This window comes from Pseudonocardia broussonetiae, from assembly GCF_013155125.1.
Lineage (GTDB): Bacteria > Actinomycetota > Actinomycetes > Mycobacteriales > Pseudonocardiaceae > Pseudonocardia > Pseudonocardia broussonetiae.
Genome location: NZ_CP053564.1, coordinates 3,531,479 through 3,546,652 on the forward strand (window position 1 = coordinate 3,531,479; position 15,174 = coordinate 3,546,652).

Annotated in this window: 16 protein-coding genes; 7 read left to right on the plus strand and 9 right to left on the minus strand. The window is 73.6% G+C overall.

Annotation, left to right across the window (positions count from 1 at the left end; genetic code table 11):
* Nucleotides 1-63: 63 nt before the first annotated feature.
* Together HOP40_RS17440 and HOP40_RS17445 are read left to right on the plus strand one after the other, a co-directional pair.
* On the plus strand, nt 64-2,892 hold the full coding sequence (locus HOP40_RS17440; protein ID WP_172159908.1) for a vitamin B12-dependent ribonucleotide reductase: 2,829 nt from the start codon (nt 64-66) through the stop codon (nt 2,890-2,892).
* Between the two features lie 123 nt (nt 2,893-3,015).
* Nucleotides 3,016-3,468 (plus strand): pyridoxamine 5'-phosphate oxidase family protein, encoded by a 453-nt coding sequence (locus HOP40_RS17445; RefSeq protein WP_172159910.1) that lies wholly within the window; start codon nt 3,016-3,018, stop codon nt 3,466-3,468.
* A gap of 25 nt (nt 3,469-3,493) precedes the next feature.
* On the opposite strand, the gene HOP40_RS17450 is transcribed toward HOP40_RS17445, so the two are convergent.
* The 3 genes from HOP40_RS17450 to HOP40_RS17460 form a co-directional block, all read right to left on the minus strand.
* Nucleotides 3,494-4,453 (minus strand): alpha/beta fold hydrolase, encoded by a 960-nt coding sequence (locus tag HOP40_RS17450; protein ID WP_172159912.1) that lies wholly within the window; start codon nt 4,451-4,453, stop codon nt 3,494-3,496.
* A gap of 64 nt (nt 4,454-4,517) precedes the next feature.
* Nucleotides 4,518-5,312, minus strand: coding sequence for a transglutaminase-like domain-containing protein (locus tag HOP40_RS17455; protein WP_172159914.1), 795 nt, complete (start codon nt 5,310-5,312; stop codon nt 4,518-4,520).
* Between the two features lie 55 nt (nt 5,313-5,367).
* Complete coding sequence (locus tag HOP40_RS17460) at nt 5,368-5,571, minus strand: helix-turn-helix domain-containing protein (protein WP_172159916.1); 204 nt, start codon at nt 5,569-5,571, stop codon at nt 5,368-5,370.
* A 211-nt stretch (nt 5,572-5,782) separates the two neighbouring features.
* Here HOP40_RS17460 and HOP40_RS17465 point away from each other — a divergent pair, with 211 nt between their 5' ends.
* The 4 genes from HOP40_RS17465 (at nt 5,783) to HOP40_RS17480 (ending at nt 8,998) form a co-directional block, all read left to right on the plus strand.
* A complete protein-coding gene (locus HOP40_RS17465) occupies nt 5,783-6,814 on the plus strand; it encodes an MBL fold metallo-hydrolase (RefSeq protein WP_172159918.1) in 1,032 nt (343 codons plus the stop codon).
* Nucleotides 6,815-6,879: 65 nt separating this feature from the next.
* Entirely contained in the window at nt 6,880-7,731 is an 852-nt protein-coding gene (locus HOP40_RS17470) for a hypothetical protein (RefSeq protein WP_172159920.1), read from the plus strand.
* A 171-nt stretch (nt 7,732-7,902) separates the two neighbouring features.
* On the plus strand, nt 7,903-8,391 hold the full coding sequence (locus HOP40_RS17475) for a DUF3145 domain-containing protein (RefSeq protein ID WP_172159922.1): 489 nt from the start codon (nt 7,903-7,905) through the stop codon (nt 8,389-8,391).
* A gap of 58 nt (nt 8,392-8,449) precedes the next feature.
* Nucleotides 8,450-8,998: a hypothetical protein gene (locus HOP40_RS17480; protein ID WP_172159924.1), complete on the plus strand. Its 549-nt coding sequence runs from the start codon at nt 8,450-8,452 to the stop codon at nt 8,996-8,998.
* Between the two features lie 9 nt (nt 8,999-9,007).
* Here HOP40_RS17480 and HOP40_RS17485 read toward each other — a convergent pair whose 3' ends face one another.
* The 5 genes from HOP40_RS17485 to HOP40_RS17505 all read right to left on the minus strand — a co-directional run bounded on the left by HOP40_RS17485 (nt 9,008) and on the right by HOP40_RS17505 (nt 13,835).
* Nucleotides 9,008-10,261 (minus strand): beta-ketoacyl-[acyl-carrier-protein] synthase family protein, encoded by a 1,254-nt coding sequence (locus HOP40_RS17485; protein ID WP_172159926.1) that lies wholly within the window; start codon nt 10,259-10,261, stop codon nt 9,008-9,010.
* Nucleotides 10,262-10,295: 34 nt separating this feature from the next.
* The gene (locus HOP40_RS17490; protein ID WP_172159928.1) at nt 10,296-10,538 is read right to left on the minus strand and encodes an acyl carrier protein; all 243 of its coding nucleotides are present in this window, start codon (nt 10,536-10,538) and stop codon (nt 10,296-10,298) included.
* A 55-nt stretch (nt 10,539-10,593) separates the two neighbouring features.
* Nucleotides 10,594-11,598, minus strand: coding sequence for a beta-ketoacyl-ACP synthase III (locus HOP40_RS17495; protein WP_172159930.1), 1,005 nt, complete (start codon nt 11,596-11,598; stop codon nt 10,594-10,596).
* Nucleotides 11,595-12,503, minus strand: a complete 909-nt coding sequence (locus HOP40_RS17500) for an ACP S-malonyltransferase (protein WP_172159932.1) — start codon at nt 12,501-12,503, stop codon at nt 11,595-11,597. The genes HOP40_RS17495 and HOP40_RS17500 overlap by 4 nt, the downstream gene beginning before the upstream one ends.
* A 102-nt stretch (nt 12,504-12,605) precedes the next feature.
* A complete protein-coding gene (locus HOP40_RS17505; protein ID WP_420821825.1) occupies nt 12,606-13,835 on the minus strand; it encodes a PucR family transcriptional regulator in 1,230 nt (409 codons plus the stop codon).
* A gap of 83 nt (nt 13,836-13,918) precedes the next feature.
* Here HOP40_RS17505 and HOP40_RS17510 point away from each other — a divergent pair, with 83 nt between their 5' ends.
* Entirely contained in the window at nt 13,919-14,668 is a 750-nt protein-coding gene (locus HOP40_RS17510) for a pirin family protein (RefSeq protein ID WP_172159936.1), read from the plus strand.
* Nucleotides 14,669-14,745: 77 nt separating this feature from the next.
* Here the strand turns inward: HOP40_RS17510 and HOP40_RS17515 are convergent, their stop codons facing one another.
* Nucleotides 14,746-14,952, minus strand: a complete 207-nt coding sequence (locus tag HOP40_RS17515; RefSeq protein ID WP_172159938.1) for a cold-shock protein — start codon at nt 14,950-14,952, stop codon at nt 14,746-14,748.
* Between the last annotated feature and the right edge of the window lie 222 nt (nt 14,953-15,174).

Genomic DNA, 15,174 nt, shown 5'->3' on the forward strand with positions numbered 1-15,174 from the left:
CACCCATGCCGTACTTGGCGCGCCCGGACCCCGTCCGTCGTGCGCGCAGGAGAGGGAACACCCATGACCGAGACCGTCGGCACCACGTCCGGACGCGGGAAGAAGGCCTCGCGCTCGTCCCGCCCAGCGGGCCTCACGATCGAGCGGATCCACACCACCGCAGGCGTGCACCCCTACGACGAGGTCACGTGGGAGCGCCGCGACGTCGTCATGACCAACTGGCGCGACGGCACGGTCAACTTCGAGCAGCGCGGCGTCGAGTTCCCGAGCAGCTGGTCGGTGAACGCCACCAACATCGTCACCAGCAAGTACTTCCGCGGGGCCGTCGGCTCCCCGGAGCGCGAGTCGAGCCTGCGCCAGCTCATCGACCGCGTGGTCGGGGTGTACCACCGCTCGGGCCTGGAGAACGGCTACTTCGCCACCGACGCCGACGCCGAGGTCTTCGCCCACGAGCTCACCTGGATGCTGCTGCACCAGGTGTTCAGCTTCAACTCCCCGGTCTGGTTCAACGTCGGCACGAGCTCCCCGCAGCAGGTCAGCGCCTGCTTCATCCTCGCCGTCGACGACGAGATGGAGTCGATCCTCAACTGGTACCGCGAGGAGGGGCTGATCTTCAAGGGCGGCTCGGGCGCGGGCCTGAACCTCTCCCGGATCCGCAGCTCGAAGGAGCTGCTGTCCTCGGGCGGCACCGCGTCGGGCCCGGTCTCGTTCATGCGGGGCGCCGACGCCAGCGCGGGCACCATCAAGTCCGGCGGCGCCACGCGGCGCGCGGCGAAGATGGTCGTCCTCGACGTCGACCACCCCGACATCGAGGAGTTCGTCCAGACCAAGGCCAAGGAGGAGGCCAAGGTCCGCGTGCTGCGCGACGCCGGCTTCGACATGGACCTCGGCGGCGCCGACATCACCTCGGTGCAGTACCAGAACGCCAACAACTCCGTCCGCGTCACCGACGAGTTCATGCGCGCCGTCGAATCGGGTTCGCAGTTCGGCCTGCGCGCGCGGATGACCGGTGAGGTCATCGAATCCGTCGACGCGAAGAACCTGTTCCGCGGAATCGCCGAGGCCGCCTGGGCGTGCGCCGATCCCGGTATCCAGTACGACGGCACCATCAACGACTGGCACACCACTCCGGAATCGGGCCGGATCACCGCGTCCAACCCGTGTTCGGAGTACATGCACCTCGACAACTCGAGCTGCAACCTCGCCTCGCTGAACCTGCTCACGTTCCTGGGCGACGACGGCCGGTTCGACGCCGTCCGGTTCCAGAGGTCGGTCGAGCTCATCATCACGGCGATGGACATCTCCATCTGCTTCGCCGACTTCCCGACCGAGCCGATCGGCGAGACCACCCGCGCCTTCCGCCAGCTCGGCATCGGCTACGCCAACCTCGGCGCGCTGCTGATGGCCACCGGCCACGCCTACGACTCCGAGGGCGGCCGCTCGCTGGCCGCGGCCATCACCTCGCTGATGACCGGCGCGTCCTACAAGCGCTCCGCGGAGCTGGCCGGCGTCGTCGGCCCGTACGAGGGCTACGCCCGCAACGCGAGCGCCCACCAGCGGGTCATGCGCAAGCACGCCGCCGCCAACGACGACGTCCGCACGTTCCCGGCGAGCAGCGGCATCCACCAGCTGGCCACCACCGCGTGGAAGGACTGCCTGGCCATCGGCGAGCGCAACGGCTGGCGCAACGCGCAGGCCTCCGTGCTCGCCCCCACCGGCACCATCGGCCTGATGATGGACTGCGACACCACCGGCATCGAGCCGGACCTGGCGCTGGTCAAGTTCAAGAAGCTGGTCGGCGGCGGGTCGATGCAGATCGTCAACCAGACGGTGCCGCGCGCGCTGGCGAAGCTGGGCTACCAGCCCGAGCAGGCCGAGGCGATCGTCGAGTTCGTCGGCGAGCACGGGCACGTCATCGACGCCCCGGGCATGCGCCCCGAGCACTACGAGGTGTTCGACTGCGCCATGGGCGAGCGGGTCATCGCCGCCATGGGGCACGTCCGGATGATGGCCGCGGTGCAGCCGTTCCTGTCCGGCGCGATCTCCAAGACGGTCAACATGCCCGAGACGGCCACCGTCGAGGACGTCGAGCGCGTCTACATGGAGGGCTGGAAGCTCGGCCTCAAGGCCCTCGCGATCTACCGCGACAACTGCAAGGTCGGCCAGCCGCTGTCGGCGGGCAAGTCGGCGAAGTCCTCGGGCGGCGGGGAGAAGGAGACCGTCACCGTCGTCGAGCAGCGGCCGGTCCGGCGCCGCCTGCCCAAGAAGCGCCCCAGCGAGACGGTCTCGTTCACCGTCGGCGGCGCCGAGGGCTACCTCACCGCGGGCTCCTACCCCGACGACGGCCTCGGCGAGATCTTCGTCAAGCTCGGCAAGCAGGGCTCCACGCTCTCGGGCGTCATGGACGCGTTCTCCATGTCCATCTCGGTGGGCCTGCAGTACGGCATCCCGCTGGAGTTCTACGTCTCGAAGTTCTCGAACCTGCGCTTCGAGCCGGCGGGCATGACCGACGACCCGGACGTCCGGATCGCCACGAGCGTGCTGGACTACCTGTTCCGGCGCCTCGCGCTCGACCACCTGCCCTACGAGAAGCGCGCGCAGCTCGGCATCTTCTCCGCCGACGAGCGCACCGCCCAGGTGGCCGACCAGTACGGCGAGGTCGTCGACGTCGAGGGCCTGCGCCAGGGCGTCGAGACCGAGCCGGCCGCCCCGGCGGTCCCGACCGGCGCGTCGAAGGCCCCGGTCGAGGTGGGCAGCTCCACCGAGCTGCTCGAGCTGCGCCTGGGCAAGGCCGCCGACGCCCCGCTCTGCATGACCTGCGGCACGAAGATGCGCCCCGCGGGCTCCTGCTACCTGTGCGAGGGCTGCGGCAGCACCAGCGGCTGCAGCTGACCCGTCCCGCCCCTGACCTGCGGCCGGTTGCCGCAGGTCAGGGGCCGAACGGTCGCTGGCGCGCCCGCCCGTCGCCCCTCATCCTGGATCCCCGCACCGCATGGATCCGCAGAGGATGGTCCGATGAGCGTGACCGTAGAACGGGCGCAGGTCGAGGACAAGGTGCGCGAGACCCTCGCGAGCCACGGGTCGATGTTCCTGGCGGTCTGCACCGACAACGTCCCGTGGGCGAGCGGGGTGCACTTCGCCGAGACGGGCCTGTACTCGCTCGTGCTGGTCCTCGCCCGGCACGGCCACACCCTGCAGGCGGTCCGGGCCAACCCGACGGTGGGGCTGGTCGTCTCCTCGGGAACGCCCTTCGACCCGTTCCTGCAGGCCCGCGCCGCCGCGGAGATCCTGCCCGAGGGGCCGGAGGCCGACGAGGCCGTCCGGGTGCTGGTGGCGAAGGTCCCCTCGGTCGAGCCCTTCCTGTCGACGCCGCACGCGGTCGTCCGGCTGACCATCGACCGCTGGCAGGCCACCGACGTCCGCAACGGCTGGCTCCCCGCCCGGGAGCTGGCCGGCACCGGCGCCTAACCGGCACGGCACCGGGCCCGCCCGGTCAGGTCGCGTTGCGCTGGTCCGGCGCGTGCAGGGGGCCGGGTTCGGGGTCGCGCAGCAGCTCCCGCCACTGGTGCGGGCTCCAGCGCGCCGCCGCGGTGGTCGTCAGGAAGTCCTCGAGCAGGTCGACGAACCGCACCGGGTCGGTGTGGAACGGGAAGTGACCCGCGCCCGGGAAGATCTCCAGCCTGCTGCCGGGCATCGCGTCGTGCGCGCGGTGGGCGTGCGCCACGGGCACGACGGCGTCGCGGGCGCCCCACACGAGCATCGTGGGCATGCCGCGGGTGAGGTAGCAGCGGTCGAGCATCGTCACCACCTGCCCCCGCCAGTCGACGACGGCGCGCAGCGTCCGGATGAACGCGGCGCGGGCGGTCGCGTCCGGCAGGGCGTCGACCATGCGGAGCAGGTCGGGCGCGTCCTGCCCGAGGTCGGTGCCGAGCAGCCGCAGCAGCGCGACGCCGGCGCCGACCTGCAGCCGCGCGGTCGGCATCCGCAGCAGCCCGAGCGCCGCGGCGGCCCCGGGCAGCGTCATCGCCCGCAGCACCGGGGTGACGTCGGGCCCGGCGCCCCCGCTGCCCACCAGCACGAGCCGCTCGGTGCGCTCGGGGAACTGGTAGGCGAACTGCATCGCCACCCCGCCGCCGAGGGAGTGCCCGACCAGCGTGGCCCTCTCGACGCCCAGGACGCCGAGCAGGTCGCGCACGCCGTTGGCGTAGGCGGCCACCGAGTAGTCGGCGCGCGGCTTGTCGGAGCTGCCGTGGCCGAGCAGGTCGGGGGCGATCACCAGGTGCCGGCGGGCCAGCGCGGGGAGCACCGGCGCCCACGTGGCCGAGCTGTCGCCGATGCCGTGCACGAGCACCACCGGCGGGCCGGACCCGGCGATCCGGAACGCCCGCCGGTAGCCGTGCACCATGCGGAACTGCAGCTCGGTGCCGGTCGGCAGGGCGTGGACGGTGGCCATGGTCCGGCCGAGGGTAGGAGCGCCCGGTCACCGCGCCGTTTCCACGACGTGACGTGCTCGGGGGTCAGGAGAGCGCGACGACCGCGGTCCCGTCGTCGTTCGGCAGCTCGTCGACGACGGCGAGCACGTTGACCGACAGCAGCTCGGCCAGGCCGTGGTGCACCGAGAGGAACGCGGTGTCGGCGGCGTCGCGGCCGGTGCCGATCCGCAGCATCGACGGCCGCGGCGCGAGCCCGGTGGCGTCGACGACCCGCCACGACCCGTCCACCCACGCCTCGACGACGGCGTGGAAGTCCATCGGGTCGAGCCCCGGCGCGTAGACGGCGACGAGCCGTGCGGGCACGTCGCGGGCCCGCAGCAGGGCGACGACGAGGTGGGCGTAGTCGCGGCACACGCCCTCGCCGAGCAGCAGCGTGTCGATCGCGTCGTCGGTGGGCTTGCTGGAGCCGCCCAGGTAGAACAGGCGCCCGTGCACGAAGTCGCGGACCGCGGACACGAGCTCACCGGTGTCGTCGATGCCGTCGAACTGCGCGTTGGCGATCGAGAGCAGCCGGTCCGACGGGCAGTAGCGGCTGGGCCGGCGGTAGGCCAGCAGGTCGAGCTCGGTGGTCTCCGGCGCGGGCAGGGCGCCCTCGACGGTGGCCGAGTACTCCAGCACCGTGCGCCCCACCTGCGCGTCGATCACGTGCAGGCGCCCCTCGTGCGGGGCCGCGACCTCCCTGAAGGGGACCGCCTCCCCGTCGCGGGTGATGGAGAGCCGCTCCTCGGCGGGCCGGGTCGCGGCCGCGACCTGGAAGGCGAGGAGGGCGGGCTCGGTGACGTCCAGCTCGAGGAACGCGGTGACGTGACGACGGTGCACGCCGTGATCGTCGCAGCCGTCGATGACGACCACGTGTCCGCACCGCCGTCCGCCCTCACCCCGCCTCGTACCGCGCGGCGCGGATCAGCTCCTCCACCGCGCTGCGCTGCACGCGGAACGACCTCCCGAACCGCACCGCCGGCAGCTCCCCGCTGTGCACGAGCCGGTACACCGTCATCTTCGAGACCCGCATCCGGTCCGCCACCTCGGCCACGGTGAGGAACGGTGCGCCGATCATCCCCGGCACTTCTGCAGCCATCCTGCCCACGCCTCTCGTCCCGCCCCCAGGGGCGCTGTTCACCGTGGGTGGGACAGTACGGGAGCAGGGGCCACCCTCCGGGGTGATCCGACCTGCACCGACGGGTGGCGTCGGGGCCCGATCCGTCCGGTTCGGCACGCGGAGTGCGTGATCGCGGGGCGCGGCCGGGTGGTGCGCGGTGCCCGCGGGTGGCAGCGCATAAGGTCGGGCGGTGATCCTCGACGACGACCCGGACGGCGACTGGACCAGCGCCGGTCTGTTCCGCTGCGCCCCCGACGTGTACCGCATCCCGCTGCCGCTCCCGCAGGACGGCCTCCGGGCGGTCAACGTGTACGCGGTGCCCGACGGCGACGGCTGGACGCTCATCGACTCGGGATGGGCGCTCGCGGAGTCGCGCGAGCTGCTCGCGGCGGCGTTGGGGCAGCTGGGCGCGGGCCTCGGCGACGTCCGCCGGTTCCTGGTCACCCACATCCACCGCGACCACTACACCCAGGCCGTGACGCTGCGGCGCGAGTTCGGCTCGCGGGTCGCGGTCGGGCGCGGCGAGCAGGTCGGCCTGGAGGAGGTCAACCGCTCGGCCCGCGACCCGTTCAAGGTCCACCGCGTCCGCCTCCTGCGCGCGGGGGCCTCCGCGCTCGTCGAGCAGATCGAGCGGCGCGAGATGGACGCGGGTGACCTCTCGGTGTGGGAGATGCCCGACGAGTGGATCGAGGACGGCGCCGAGATCGCGGTGGGGGAGCAGCGGGTGCTCACGGCCGTCGAGACGCCGGGCCACACGCGGGGGCACGTCGTCTTCGCCGACGACACCGCCGGGCTGCTGTTCGCCGGCGACCACGTGCTGCCGCGGATCACCCCGTCGATCGGCTTCGAGCCCAACCCCTCGGTGAGCCCGCTGACCGACTTCCTGACCTCCCTGCAGCTCATCCGCTCGCGCAAGGACGCGGTGCTGCTGCCCGCGCACGGGGCGGTCGGGATGCGCGTGCACGAGCGCGTCGACGCCCTGCTCGAGCACCACGGCGAGCGCCTCGACGCCACCCTCGCCGCCGTCCGCGAGGGCCGCTCGACGGGCCTGGCCGTGGCGGAGGCGCTGCCCTGGACGCGCCACCGCAGGCGCCTGCCCGACATGGACACCTTCAACGCGATGCTGGCGGTCATGGAGACGCTGGCGCACCTCGACGTGCTCGTCGAGCGGGGCGCCGTGACGATCACGTTGCAGGACGGAGTCGCTCACTACACATCGTGATAACGATTCACTCCAGGTAGGCGATCCGCGCTGGTGCTGCTCCGATCGGCCGTACTCTCGCCGCCGTGTCCGTTCCCGGAGCGGGGCGCCTGTGCCTCGCCCTCGTCGCGTTCGGCGTCGCCGTGTCCGGGGTGGTGGTCGCCACCGACGGGGTCGTGCCCGCCGTCGCGCCGCCCGTCGTCGCGCTCGCGCCCGTGGCGTCGACGGGGTGCGCGGCCGCCGGGCCCTACGCCGCGCCGGAGCGGGGGAGCGTCGGCCTGCCGCCCTCGGTCCGCCTCTGCACGGCCGGCCCGTTGACGATCACGACGCCGGGCACGGTCGTCGACGGGATGGACCTGCGCGGCGGCATCGTCGTCGACGCGGCGGACGTCGTGGTGCGCCGCAGCCGGATCACCGGCGACGGGTCGCGCGCCTACGGGATCGTCACGACCGCGGCGGGGTCGGTGCGGATCGAGGACACCACGCTCACCGGGCGCTTCACCGAGGCCGCCGTGGGCGGTGACCGGTGGACCGCCGAGCGGATCGAGGTCGTCGGCGTCGGCGGCGACGGCGCGCACGCGGGGCGGGGGAGCAGGCTCCGCGCGAGCGTCCTGTCGCGCTTCGCCCCCGGCTCCGACGTCGACGGGCTGACGCTGACGGCGTCCGACGTGGTCGTCGAGGACACGACCGTGCGGATGGGCGGTGAGCACCGCAGCGCGGTCCGCGTCTCGCCCGCGGGCGGCGACGGGCCGATCGTCGTCCGCTCCAACGTGCTGGGCGGCGGGCAGTACTCCGTGCTGCAGGACGAGGGCACGGGCGACGACGTGCACGTCGTCGACAACCGCTTCGCCCACGACGCCGTGCGGGCCCCGCTGCGCCTCCCGGCGGCCGCCGAGGCCGCGGGCAACACCTACGTCGACGGGGCGCCGGTGCGCTGACCGCGCGACACGCCCGGCGTGCCGCGGGTGTTGGCAGCGGCGGGCGGGACCGGGCAGACTCGCGCCCAACATCACCGAGCCCGGGTGCCACCCGGACAGCTTCAAGCAGCAGGCGCGCCACGACGCGAGGACGTAGGGGAAGACGATCCTCGTCGACGTTGGAGGTCTGCAGTGAACGCACGCGGCGTGGTCTTCGTCCACTCGTCGCCGACTGCGGTCTGTCCGCACGTCGAGTGGGCGATCTCTGGCGTGCTCGGGACCAAGGTCTCGTTGCACTGGACCCCCCAGGCCGCCGTCCAGGGTCAGCTCCGCGCGGAGTGCACCTGGAACGGCCCGGCCGGCAGCGGGGGCGCGATCGCGGGCGCCCTGCGGGCGTGGTCGATGCTCCGGTTCGAGGTGACCGAGGAGCCCACGCCGGGCGTCGACGGGGAGCGGTTCTGCCACGTCCCGAACCTGGGGCTGTGGAGCGGGCGCACGAGCGCCAACGGCGACATCGTCGTGGCCGAGGACCAGCTGCGGACGCTGATGGCGAGCTCGACGCCCGCGCAGATCCCCGGCCGCCTGCACGACCTGCTGGGCACCGCGTGGGACGAGGCCCTGGAGCCGTTCCGGCTCGCCGGCGACGGCGCCCCGGTCACCTGGCTGCACCAGGTCGGGTAGTCCGCCCACCGGAGTACCCGGGACTGCTCCGCGTGCCGCCTGCGGCAGGATGCACCGCGTGCGGATCAGGAGCGCGACGCTGACGGTGGCGCTGCTCGGCGTCCTGCTGCTGGCCGGGTTCCTGCTGGCGCGGCTCGGGACGGGGTCGGGCGCCTCGCTCGCGCCGCCGCTGCGCGCGGCCCCGCCCGTGCCCGCGTCGGGCGTCGGGTCGTCGGAGGTGCTGTTCTCCGCCGACGCGCTGGCCCACCCCGCGCACGAGCTCGTGCGGGCCCAGCTCCAGCGCCACTACGACGCCATCAACGCCAAGGACTACGCCGCGTGGGTGACCACCGTCGTGCCCGAGCGGAGCGCCGCGCTCGACGAGGCCGCGTGGCGGGAGGCCTACGACTCCTCGCAGGACGGCACCGTCCGGATCGACCGGATCGACGACCTGGAGGGCGCGCGGGTGCTGGTCCGCGTCCGCTTCGTGAGCATCCAGGACGTCGAGGACGCCCCGCCGAGCGTGCCGGCCCGCCGCATCTGCTGGCACAGCTCGCTGCCGATGAGCGGCGAACCGCCGCTCATCGAGCAGACCGGGGCCGGCAGCTCGATCGCCGTGCCCTGCTGAGCAGGCCTCCTACTTCACGAACGTCAGCGCGACGTTGTGCCCGCCGAAGCCGAACGAGTCGTTGACGGCCGCGGTGATGTCGAGCTTGCGGGGCTCGCCCGCCACCACGTCCAGCTCGACGCCCGGGTCGAGCTCGTCGAGGTTGAGCGTGGCGGGGATGATCCCCTCCTTGATCGAGAGCAGCGTGATGATGCCCTCGACCGCCCCGGCCGCGCCGACCAGGTGACCCATCGCCGATTTCGGCGCCGTGAGGACCGGGTGGTCGCCGAGCGCCTTGCGGACCGCGCGGGTCTCGCCGACGTCGCCGGCCACCGTGGAGGTCGCGTGGCAGTTGACGTGCGTGACGTCCGCCGCGGCGACCCCGGCCTTCTCGATCGACTTCGTGATCGCGCGGGCCTGTCCCGTGCCCTCGGGGTCGGGCCCGGTGATGTGGTACGCGTCGGCGGTGATGCCGAAACCGGCGAGCCGGCCGTGCACCGTGGCCCCGCGGGCCGCCGCGAACTCCGCGCGCTCCAGGACCATGATCCCGGCGCCCTCGCCGAGGACGAAGCCGTCGCGCCCGGTGTCGAACGGGCGCGAGGCCCGCGCCGGGTCGTCGTTGCGCTGGCTCAGGGTGCGCGCCTGCACGAACCCGGCGACGGTGATGCCCGTGATGCAGGCCTCCGCGCCGCCGGCGACCACGACGTCGACCTCGCCCGCCTGGAGCAGGCGCATCGCCCACGCCATCGCCTCGGCGCCGGACGCGCACGCCGAGACCGGCGCGTGCACCCCGCCCTTGGCGCCCAGCTCGAGACCGACCCAGGCCGCGGGCCCGTTCGGCATGAGCATGGGCACGGTGAGGGGGGAGACCTTGCGCAGGCCGGGCCCCTCCAGCAGGTCGTCCTGGTCGAGCAGGGTGACCGCGCCGCCGATCCCGGTGCCGATCACGACGGCGAGCCGCTCGGGCTCCACCTGCATGTCGTCCCGCCCACCCAGACCAGCATGCGCCCACGCCTCCTTTGCCGCCACGATCGCCACCTGCTCGCAGCGGTCGAGCCGGCGCGCCTGGACGCGCGGGATGACCTCGAGCGGCGACACCGCGAGCGGCGAGGCGATCTTCACCGGCAGGTCGTGCCGGGTGACCCACTCGTGCTCGTCGTCGTCGATGCGCCGGACGCCGGACTTGCCGGCCAGCAGCGCCTCCCAGGTGGACGTGACGTCGCCACCCAGTGGGGTCGTCGCTCCCAGTCCGGTGACGACGACCTCGATGTCGCCCGTGCTCATCGCGCCTCCGCGGGGATGTGTGTGCCTACTGCCGTCACTGGTTCTTCGCGATGTAGTCCACCGCGTCACCGACCGTCTTGAGCTCGGCCAGCTGGTCGTCCGGGATCTTCACGCCGAACTTGTCCTCGGCCTGCACGGCGATCTCCACCATCGACAGCGAGTCGATGTCGAGGTCGTCCACGAAGGACTTGTCGGCGTCGACCTCGGCGGTGTCGATGCCGGCGACCTCCTCCACGATCTCGGCCAGGCCGGCGAGGATCTCGGTCTTGTCTGCCACGGGAACTCCTTCTGGTGGTGGGGGAATCAGGGGGTGGTGCTGGCGACCGCGCCGCTCACGGGAAGCGGACGACCTGCCCGGCGTAGGACAGGCCCGCGCCGAAGCCTACGAGCAGCACGGTGTCGCCCGAGCGGATGCGGCCGTCGGCGCGCATGTGGTCCAGGGCGAGCGGCACCGACGCCGACGAGGTGTTGCCGGAGTGCACGATGTCGTCGGCCACCCGCATGTCCTCGCGGGCACCCTGCTTGCGCAGCTTCTTCGCGACGGCCTCGACGATCCGCAGGTTGGCCTGGTGCGGCACGAACACGTCGATGTCGGCGGGGGTGAGCCCGGCCAGCTCGATCGCGCGCAGCGCGACCGGCGCGACCTGCGTGGTGGCCCAGCGGAACACCGCCTGGCCCTCCTGGTGCAGCGCGCCGCCCGCCTTGGAGCCGTGGCCGTCGAGGATCCGGATGGCCTGGTTCATGTCACCCGCGCTGCCCCAGGCGACGGGGCCGACGCCCACCGACGCCGCGTCGGCCGCCGGACCGATCACCGCGGCACCCGCGCCGTCGGCGAAGATGATCGCGGTGGAGCGGTCGTCCCAGTCGAGCCAGTCCGACAGCTTCTCGGCGCCGATGACGAGCACGTTGCGGGCGGAGCCGCCGCGCACCATGTCGGCGGCCATGCCCAGGCCGTAGCAGAACCCGGCGCAGGCGGCGTTGAGGTCGAACGCGGCGGGCGCGCGGATGCCGATGCGCTCGGCGGTCTGCGCCGCGGCGTTCGGGATGAAGTTGGGCATCGTGCAGGTCGCGACGAGCACGCCGTCGATCTCCGACGGGTCGAGCCCGGAGTCCTTGACCGCGCGGGCCCCGGCGTCGGACGCCATGTCGACGAGCGAGACGTCCTCGGCGGCGACGCGGCGGCTCTGGATGCCGACGCGCTCGCGGATCCACTGGTCGTTGGTGTCGATGCGCTGCGCGAGCTCGTCGTTGGTGACGACGCGCTCGGGCGAGTGGCTGCCCAGCCCCAGCAGGCGGGCCCCGGCGGCGGGTTCGGCCAGACGCAGTACCGGTGTCATCGGTCGGCTCCGATCAGCTCGTGCGCCGCGTCGAGGTCCCCGGGGGTCTTGAGCGCGAGCGTGGTGGTGCCCTTCAGGGCCCGCTTCACGAGCCCGGTGAGCGCCCCCGCCGGCGGCAGCTCGGCCGTCGCGGTGACGCCGAGCTCGCGCAGCGCGTCCATGCAGGCGTCCCACCGTACGGGGCGGGTGACCTGGTCCACCAGGCGGCGCAGGGCGTCGGCGCCGTCGGTGACGACGGCCCCGTCGGCGTTGGACAGCAGGGGCCGGACCGGGTCGCTCGTCGACAGTCCCTCGGCGTGGGTGCGCAGGGCGTCCTGGGCGGTCGCCATGAAGCGCGTGTGGAACGCGCCGGCCACCGGCAGCGGCATCACCCGCGCCCGCTCCGGGGGGTTCTCGGCGAGCGCGGCGAGCGCGTCGACGGGCCCGGCGGCCACGACCTGGCCGCCGCCGTTGCGGTTGGCCGGGTCCAGTCCCAGCTCCTCGAGGCGCGCGAGCACGGCGTCGGGGTCCCCGCCCAGGACCGCACTCATGCCCGTGGGCTCCAGCGCGCAGGCCGCGGCCATCTCCCGGCCGCGCACGGCGGCCAGCGCCACGGCGGCGTCGGGGGTGATGACGCCCGCGACCGCCAGCGCGGCGAGCTCACCGACCGAGTGCCCGGCGACCGGGACGTCGAGGGGGAGGTCGAGGCGGGCGGCGGCCAGCAGCGCCGCGGCGACGACGAGCGGCTGCGTCACCGCCGTGTCCTTGATCTCCGCGGCCTCCGCGGTGGTGCCCAGGCGCACGAGGTCGAGCCCCGCGACGTCGGACCACGCCGCCAGCTGCTTCTCGGCGTCGGGGTCGGCGAGCCAGGGGGCGAGCATGCCGGGGGTCTGGGATCCCTGTCCGGGAGCGAGCAGCGCGATCACAGCTCGAACCCAACACGGCGCAGGGCCGTCGCGGGCATGCCGGGGGGCACGAATCCTCCCGCGCCCTTTTGTGGGACTCCTACCAAGCCACGCGTGCCGACCTCACCGGAGCACATCGCCGTCCTGCCGTTCGTTGTAGGGATTCCGCAGCTCATCGGCGTTCAACCTGGCCGTCACGAGCGCCGTGCGCAACACCTGGGCGTCGCGCGGTTCGGACGGGTGGCGGCCGGTGAGTTCGCTCACCCGGCGCAGCCGGTAGCGCACGGTGTTGGGGTGCACGAACAGCGCGCGGGCGCAGGACTCCAGCGCGCCGCCGCCGTCGAGGTAGGCGGTGAGGGTGTCGAGCAGCGCCCCGCCCGCGGCGTGCAGCGGGGCGAGCAGGGCGGTCAGCGCGCGGTGGGCGTCGGCGTCGCCGCAGAGCGCGCGCTCGGGGAGCAGGTCGTCGGCCGCGACGGGGCGGGGCGCGTCCGGGCGCCCCGGAGCGGCGCGCAGCCCGCCCAGCGCCTCGCGGGCGCTGGCCCGGGCGGCGGTCAGGTCGCCCACCACCGGCCCCAGGACGACGGGGCCGGGGCCGAAGCCGTCGACGATCCGCCCCAGCCCGCGCAGCGACCCCGCCGGCGTGCGCGCGGCGCCCCCCGACGGCTCCGACAGCAGCACGATCAGCCGCTGCCCCTGCACCCCGACGAGGACCGAGCGGCCCGAGCGGTGGGCGTGGCGGCGCACCTCGCCCAACGCCTCCTCCGGGACGTCGACGGGCGTGGAGCCGACGACGACCCGCAGCGCGGCGGCGGGGTCGAAGCCCAGCGCGGCGGCGCGGGAGACCATGGCGTCATCGGCTTCGCCGCGCACCACGGCGTCGACGACGAGTGCCTCCAGCCGCGCGTCCCACGCGCCGCGGGTCTCGGCCGCCCCCGCGTAGACCGTGGCCGCGGCGAACGCGATCTCCCGGCCGAAGCGCAGGATGGCCTCGACGAGCACCCGGTGCTCGTCGTCGTCGGCCGCGAGCGGGGGCAGGTGCTGCTCGAACACGTCAGTGGCCACGCGCACGAGCTCGACGGTCTGGCGCAGCGAGAGCCGGCGGGCCAGGTCGCGGGGGGCGATCCGGAAGGCCTCGGCCGTCAGGCGGATGGTCTCGCCGGGATGGGTCAGCCAGGCGGCGAAGTTGCTGACGCCGGTCTGGGTGACGAGCAGGACCCCGGCCCGCTGCTCGGCGGGCAGGCGCGCGAACCAGGGGAGGCGGTCCTCCATGGCACCCAGGCAGGCCGTGGCGAGGCCGCCCGCCGCGAGCTCCAGGCGGCGCACGGTGGACCTGCGGACCGGCACGTGGGGCATCATCGCAGGCACGCGCGCGAGCGCCGGGAATGGCGCGAGACCACCGGTAGTTGCAGAGTCAACAACCACGTGAGGAGGCCCTGATGTCCACCACCCTGACCCCGGCCGTCGACGTCCGGCGCGCCGGTGACCGGTACGCCACCCGGATCGACTGGCTCGACTCGAAGCACAGCTTCTCGTTCGGCCCGCACTACGACCCGGACAACACCCACTTCGGCGTGCTGATGGTGAGCAACGACGACGTCGTGCGCGCGGGGAGCGGTTTCGACACGCACCCGCACCGCGACATGGAGATCGTCACCTGGGTGCTCGACGGCTCGCTGGTGCACCAGGACTCGACCGGGCACTCCGGCCTCATCACGCCCGGGCTGGCGCAGCGGATGAGCGCCGGCACCGGGATCCTGCACTCCGAGAAGAACGACGCCGTCGGCGCGGCCACCGACGTCCACTTCGTGCAGATGTGGGTGGTGCCCGACGAGAGCGGCGTGGCGCCCGGCTACGAGCAGCTCGACATCTCCTCCGAGCTCGACGGGGGAGGGCTCGTGGTCGTGGCCTCGGGCATGGGGAAGCACGCCTCGGACCGGGCCATCTCGATCAGCCAGCGGCACGCGGCGCTCTACGCGGCCCGCCCGGCGGCGGGCGCGGTCGTGTCCCTCCCGACGTCCCCGCTGGCGCACCTGTTCGTGGCGCGCGGCGCGGTGGACCTGGAGGGGGTCGGGGTCCTGCAGGCGGGCGACTCGGCGCGGGTCACGGCGTCGGACGGCCGCACGCTGGCGGCCGGCCCCGACGGCGCCGAGGTGCTCGTGTGGGAGATGCACGCGACCCTCGGCTGAGCGGCCCCGGAGGGCGGCTCGACAGGGGTGTCACGCCGGACGGAGCCCACCGTCCGGCGTGACCACGTGCGGGGTGCTCAGCCGAGCGGCTCGACCTTGGTGGCCTGCGGCCCCTTCTGGCCCTGCTCGATGTCGAACGACACGCGCTGGCCCTCGTCGAGGCTCTTGTAGCCGTTGGTCTGGATTGCCGAGTAGTGCACGAACACGTCCGCGCCACCACCGTCAGGAGCGAGGAAGCCGTAGCCCTTCTCGCTGTTGAACCACTTGACGGTGCCCTCTGCCATTCTTGCTCTCCTCGTACCTTCAGCCAGGGCCCACGCCCCGGCAACGTCCGCCCGGAGACCTGGAGTACGCGGCCCGGTCGGGACGCCGTCCGCGATCACGAGGTCGGCGTCGCGCGGAGCGTATCGCGAGAATCGCCGTCTGCCGAGACCCAAATGACCTGTGTGTTTGTGGTTCCGGGGCGCCGAGGTGGTAAAGAGCCGCGCACGGGGCCGCCGCCGGTG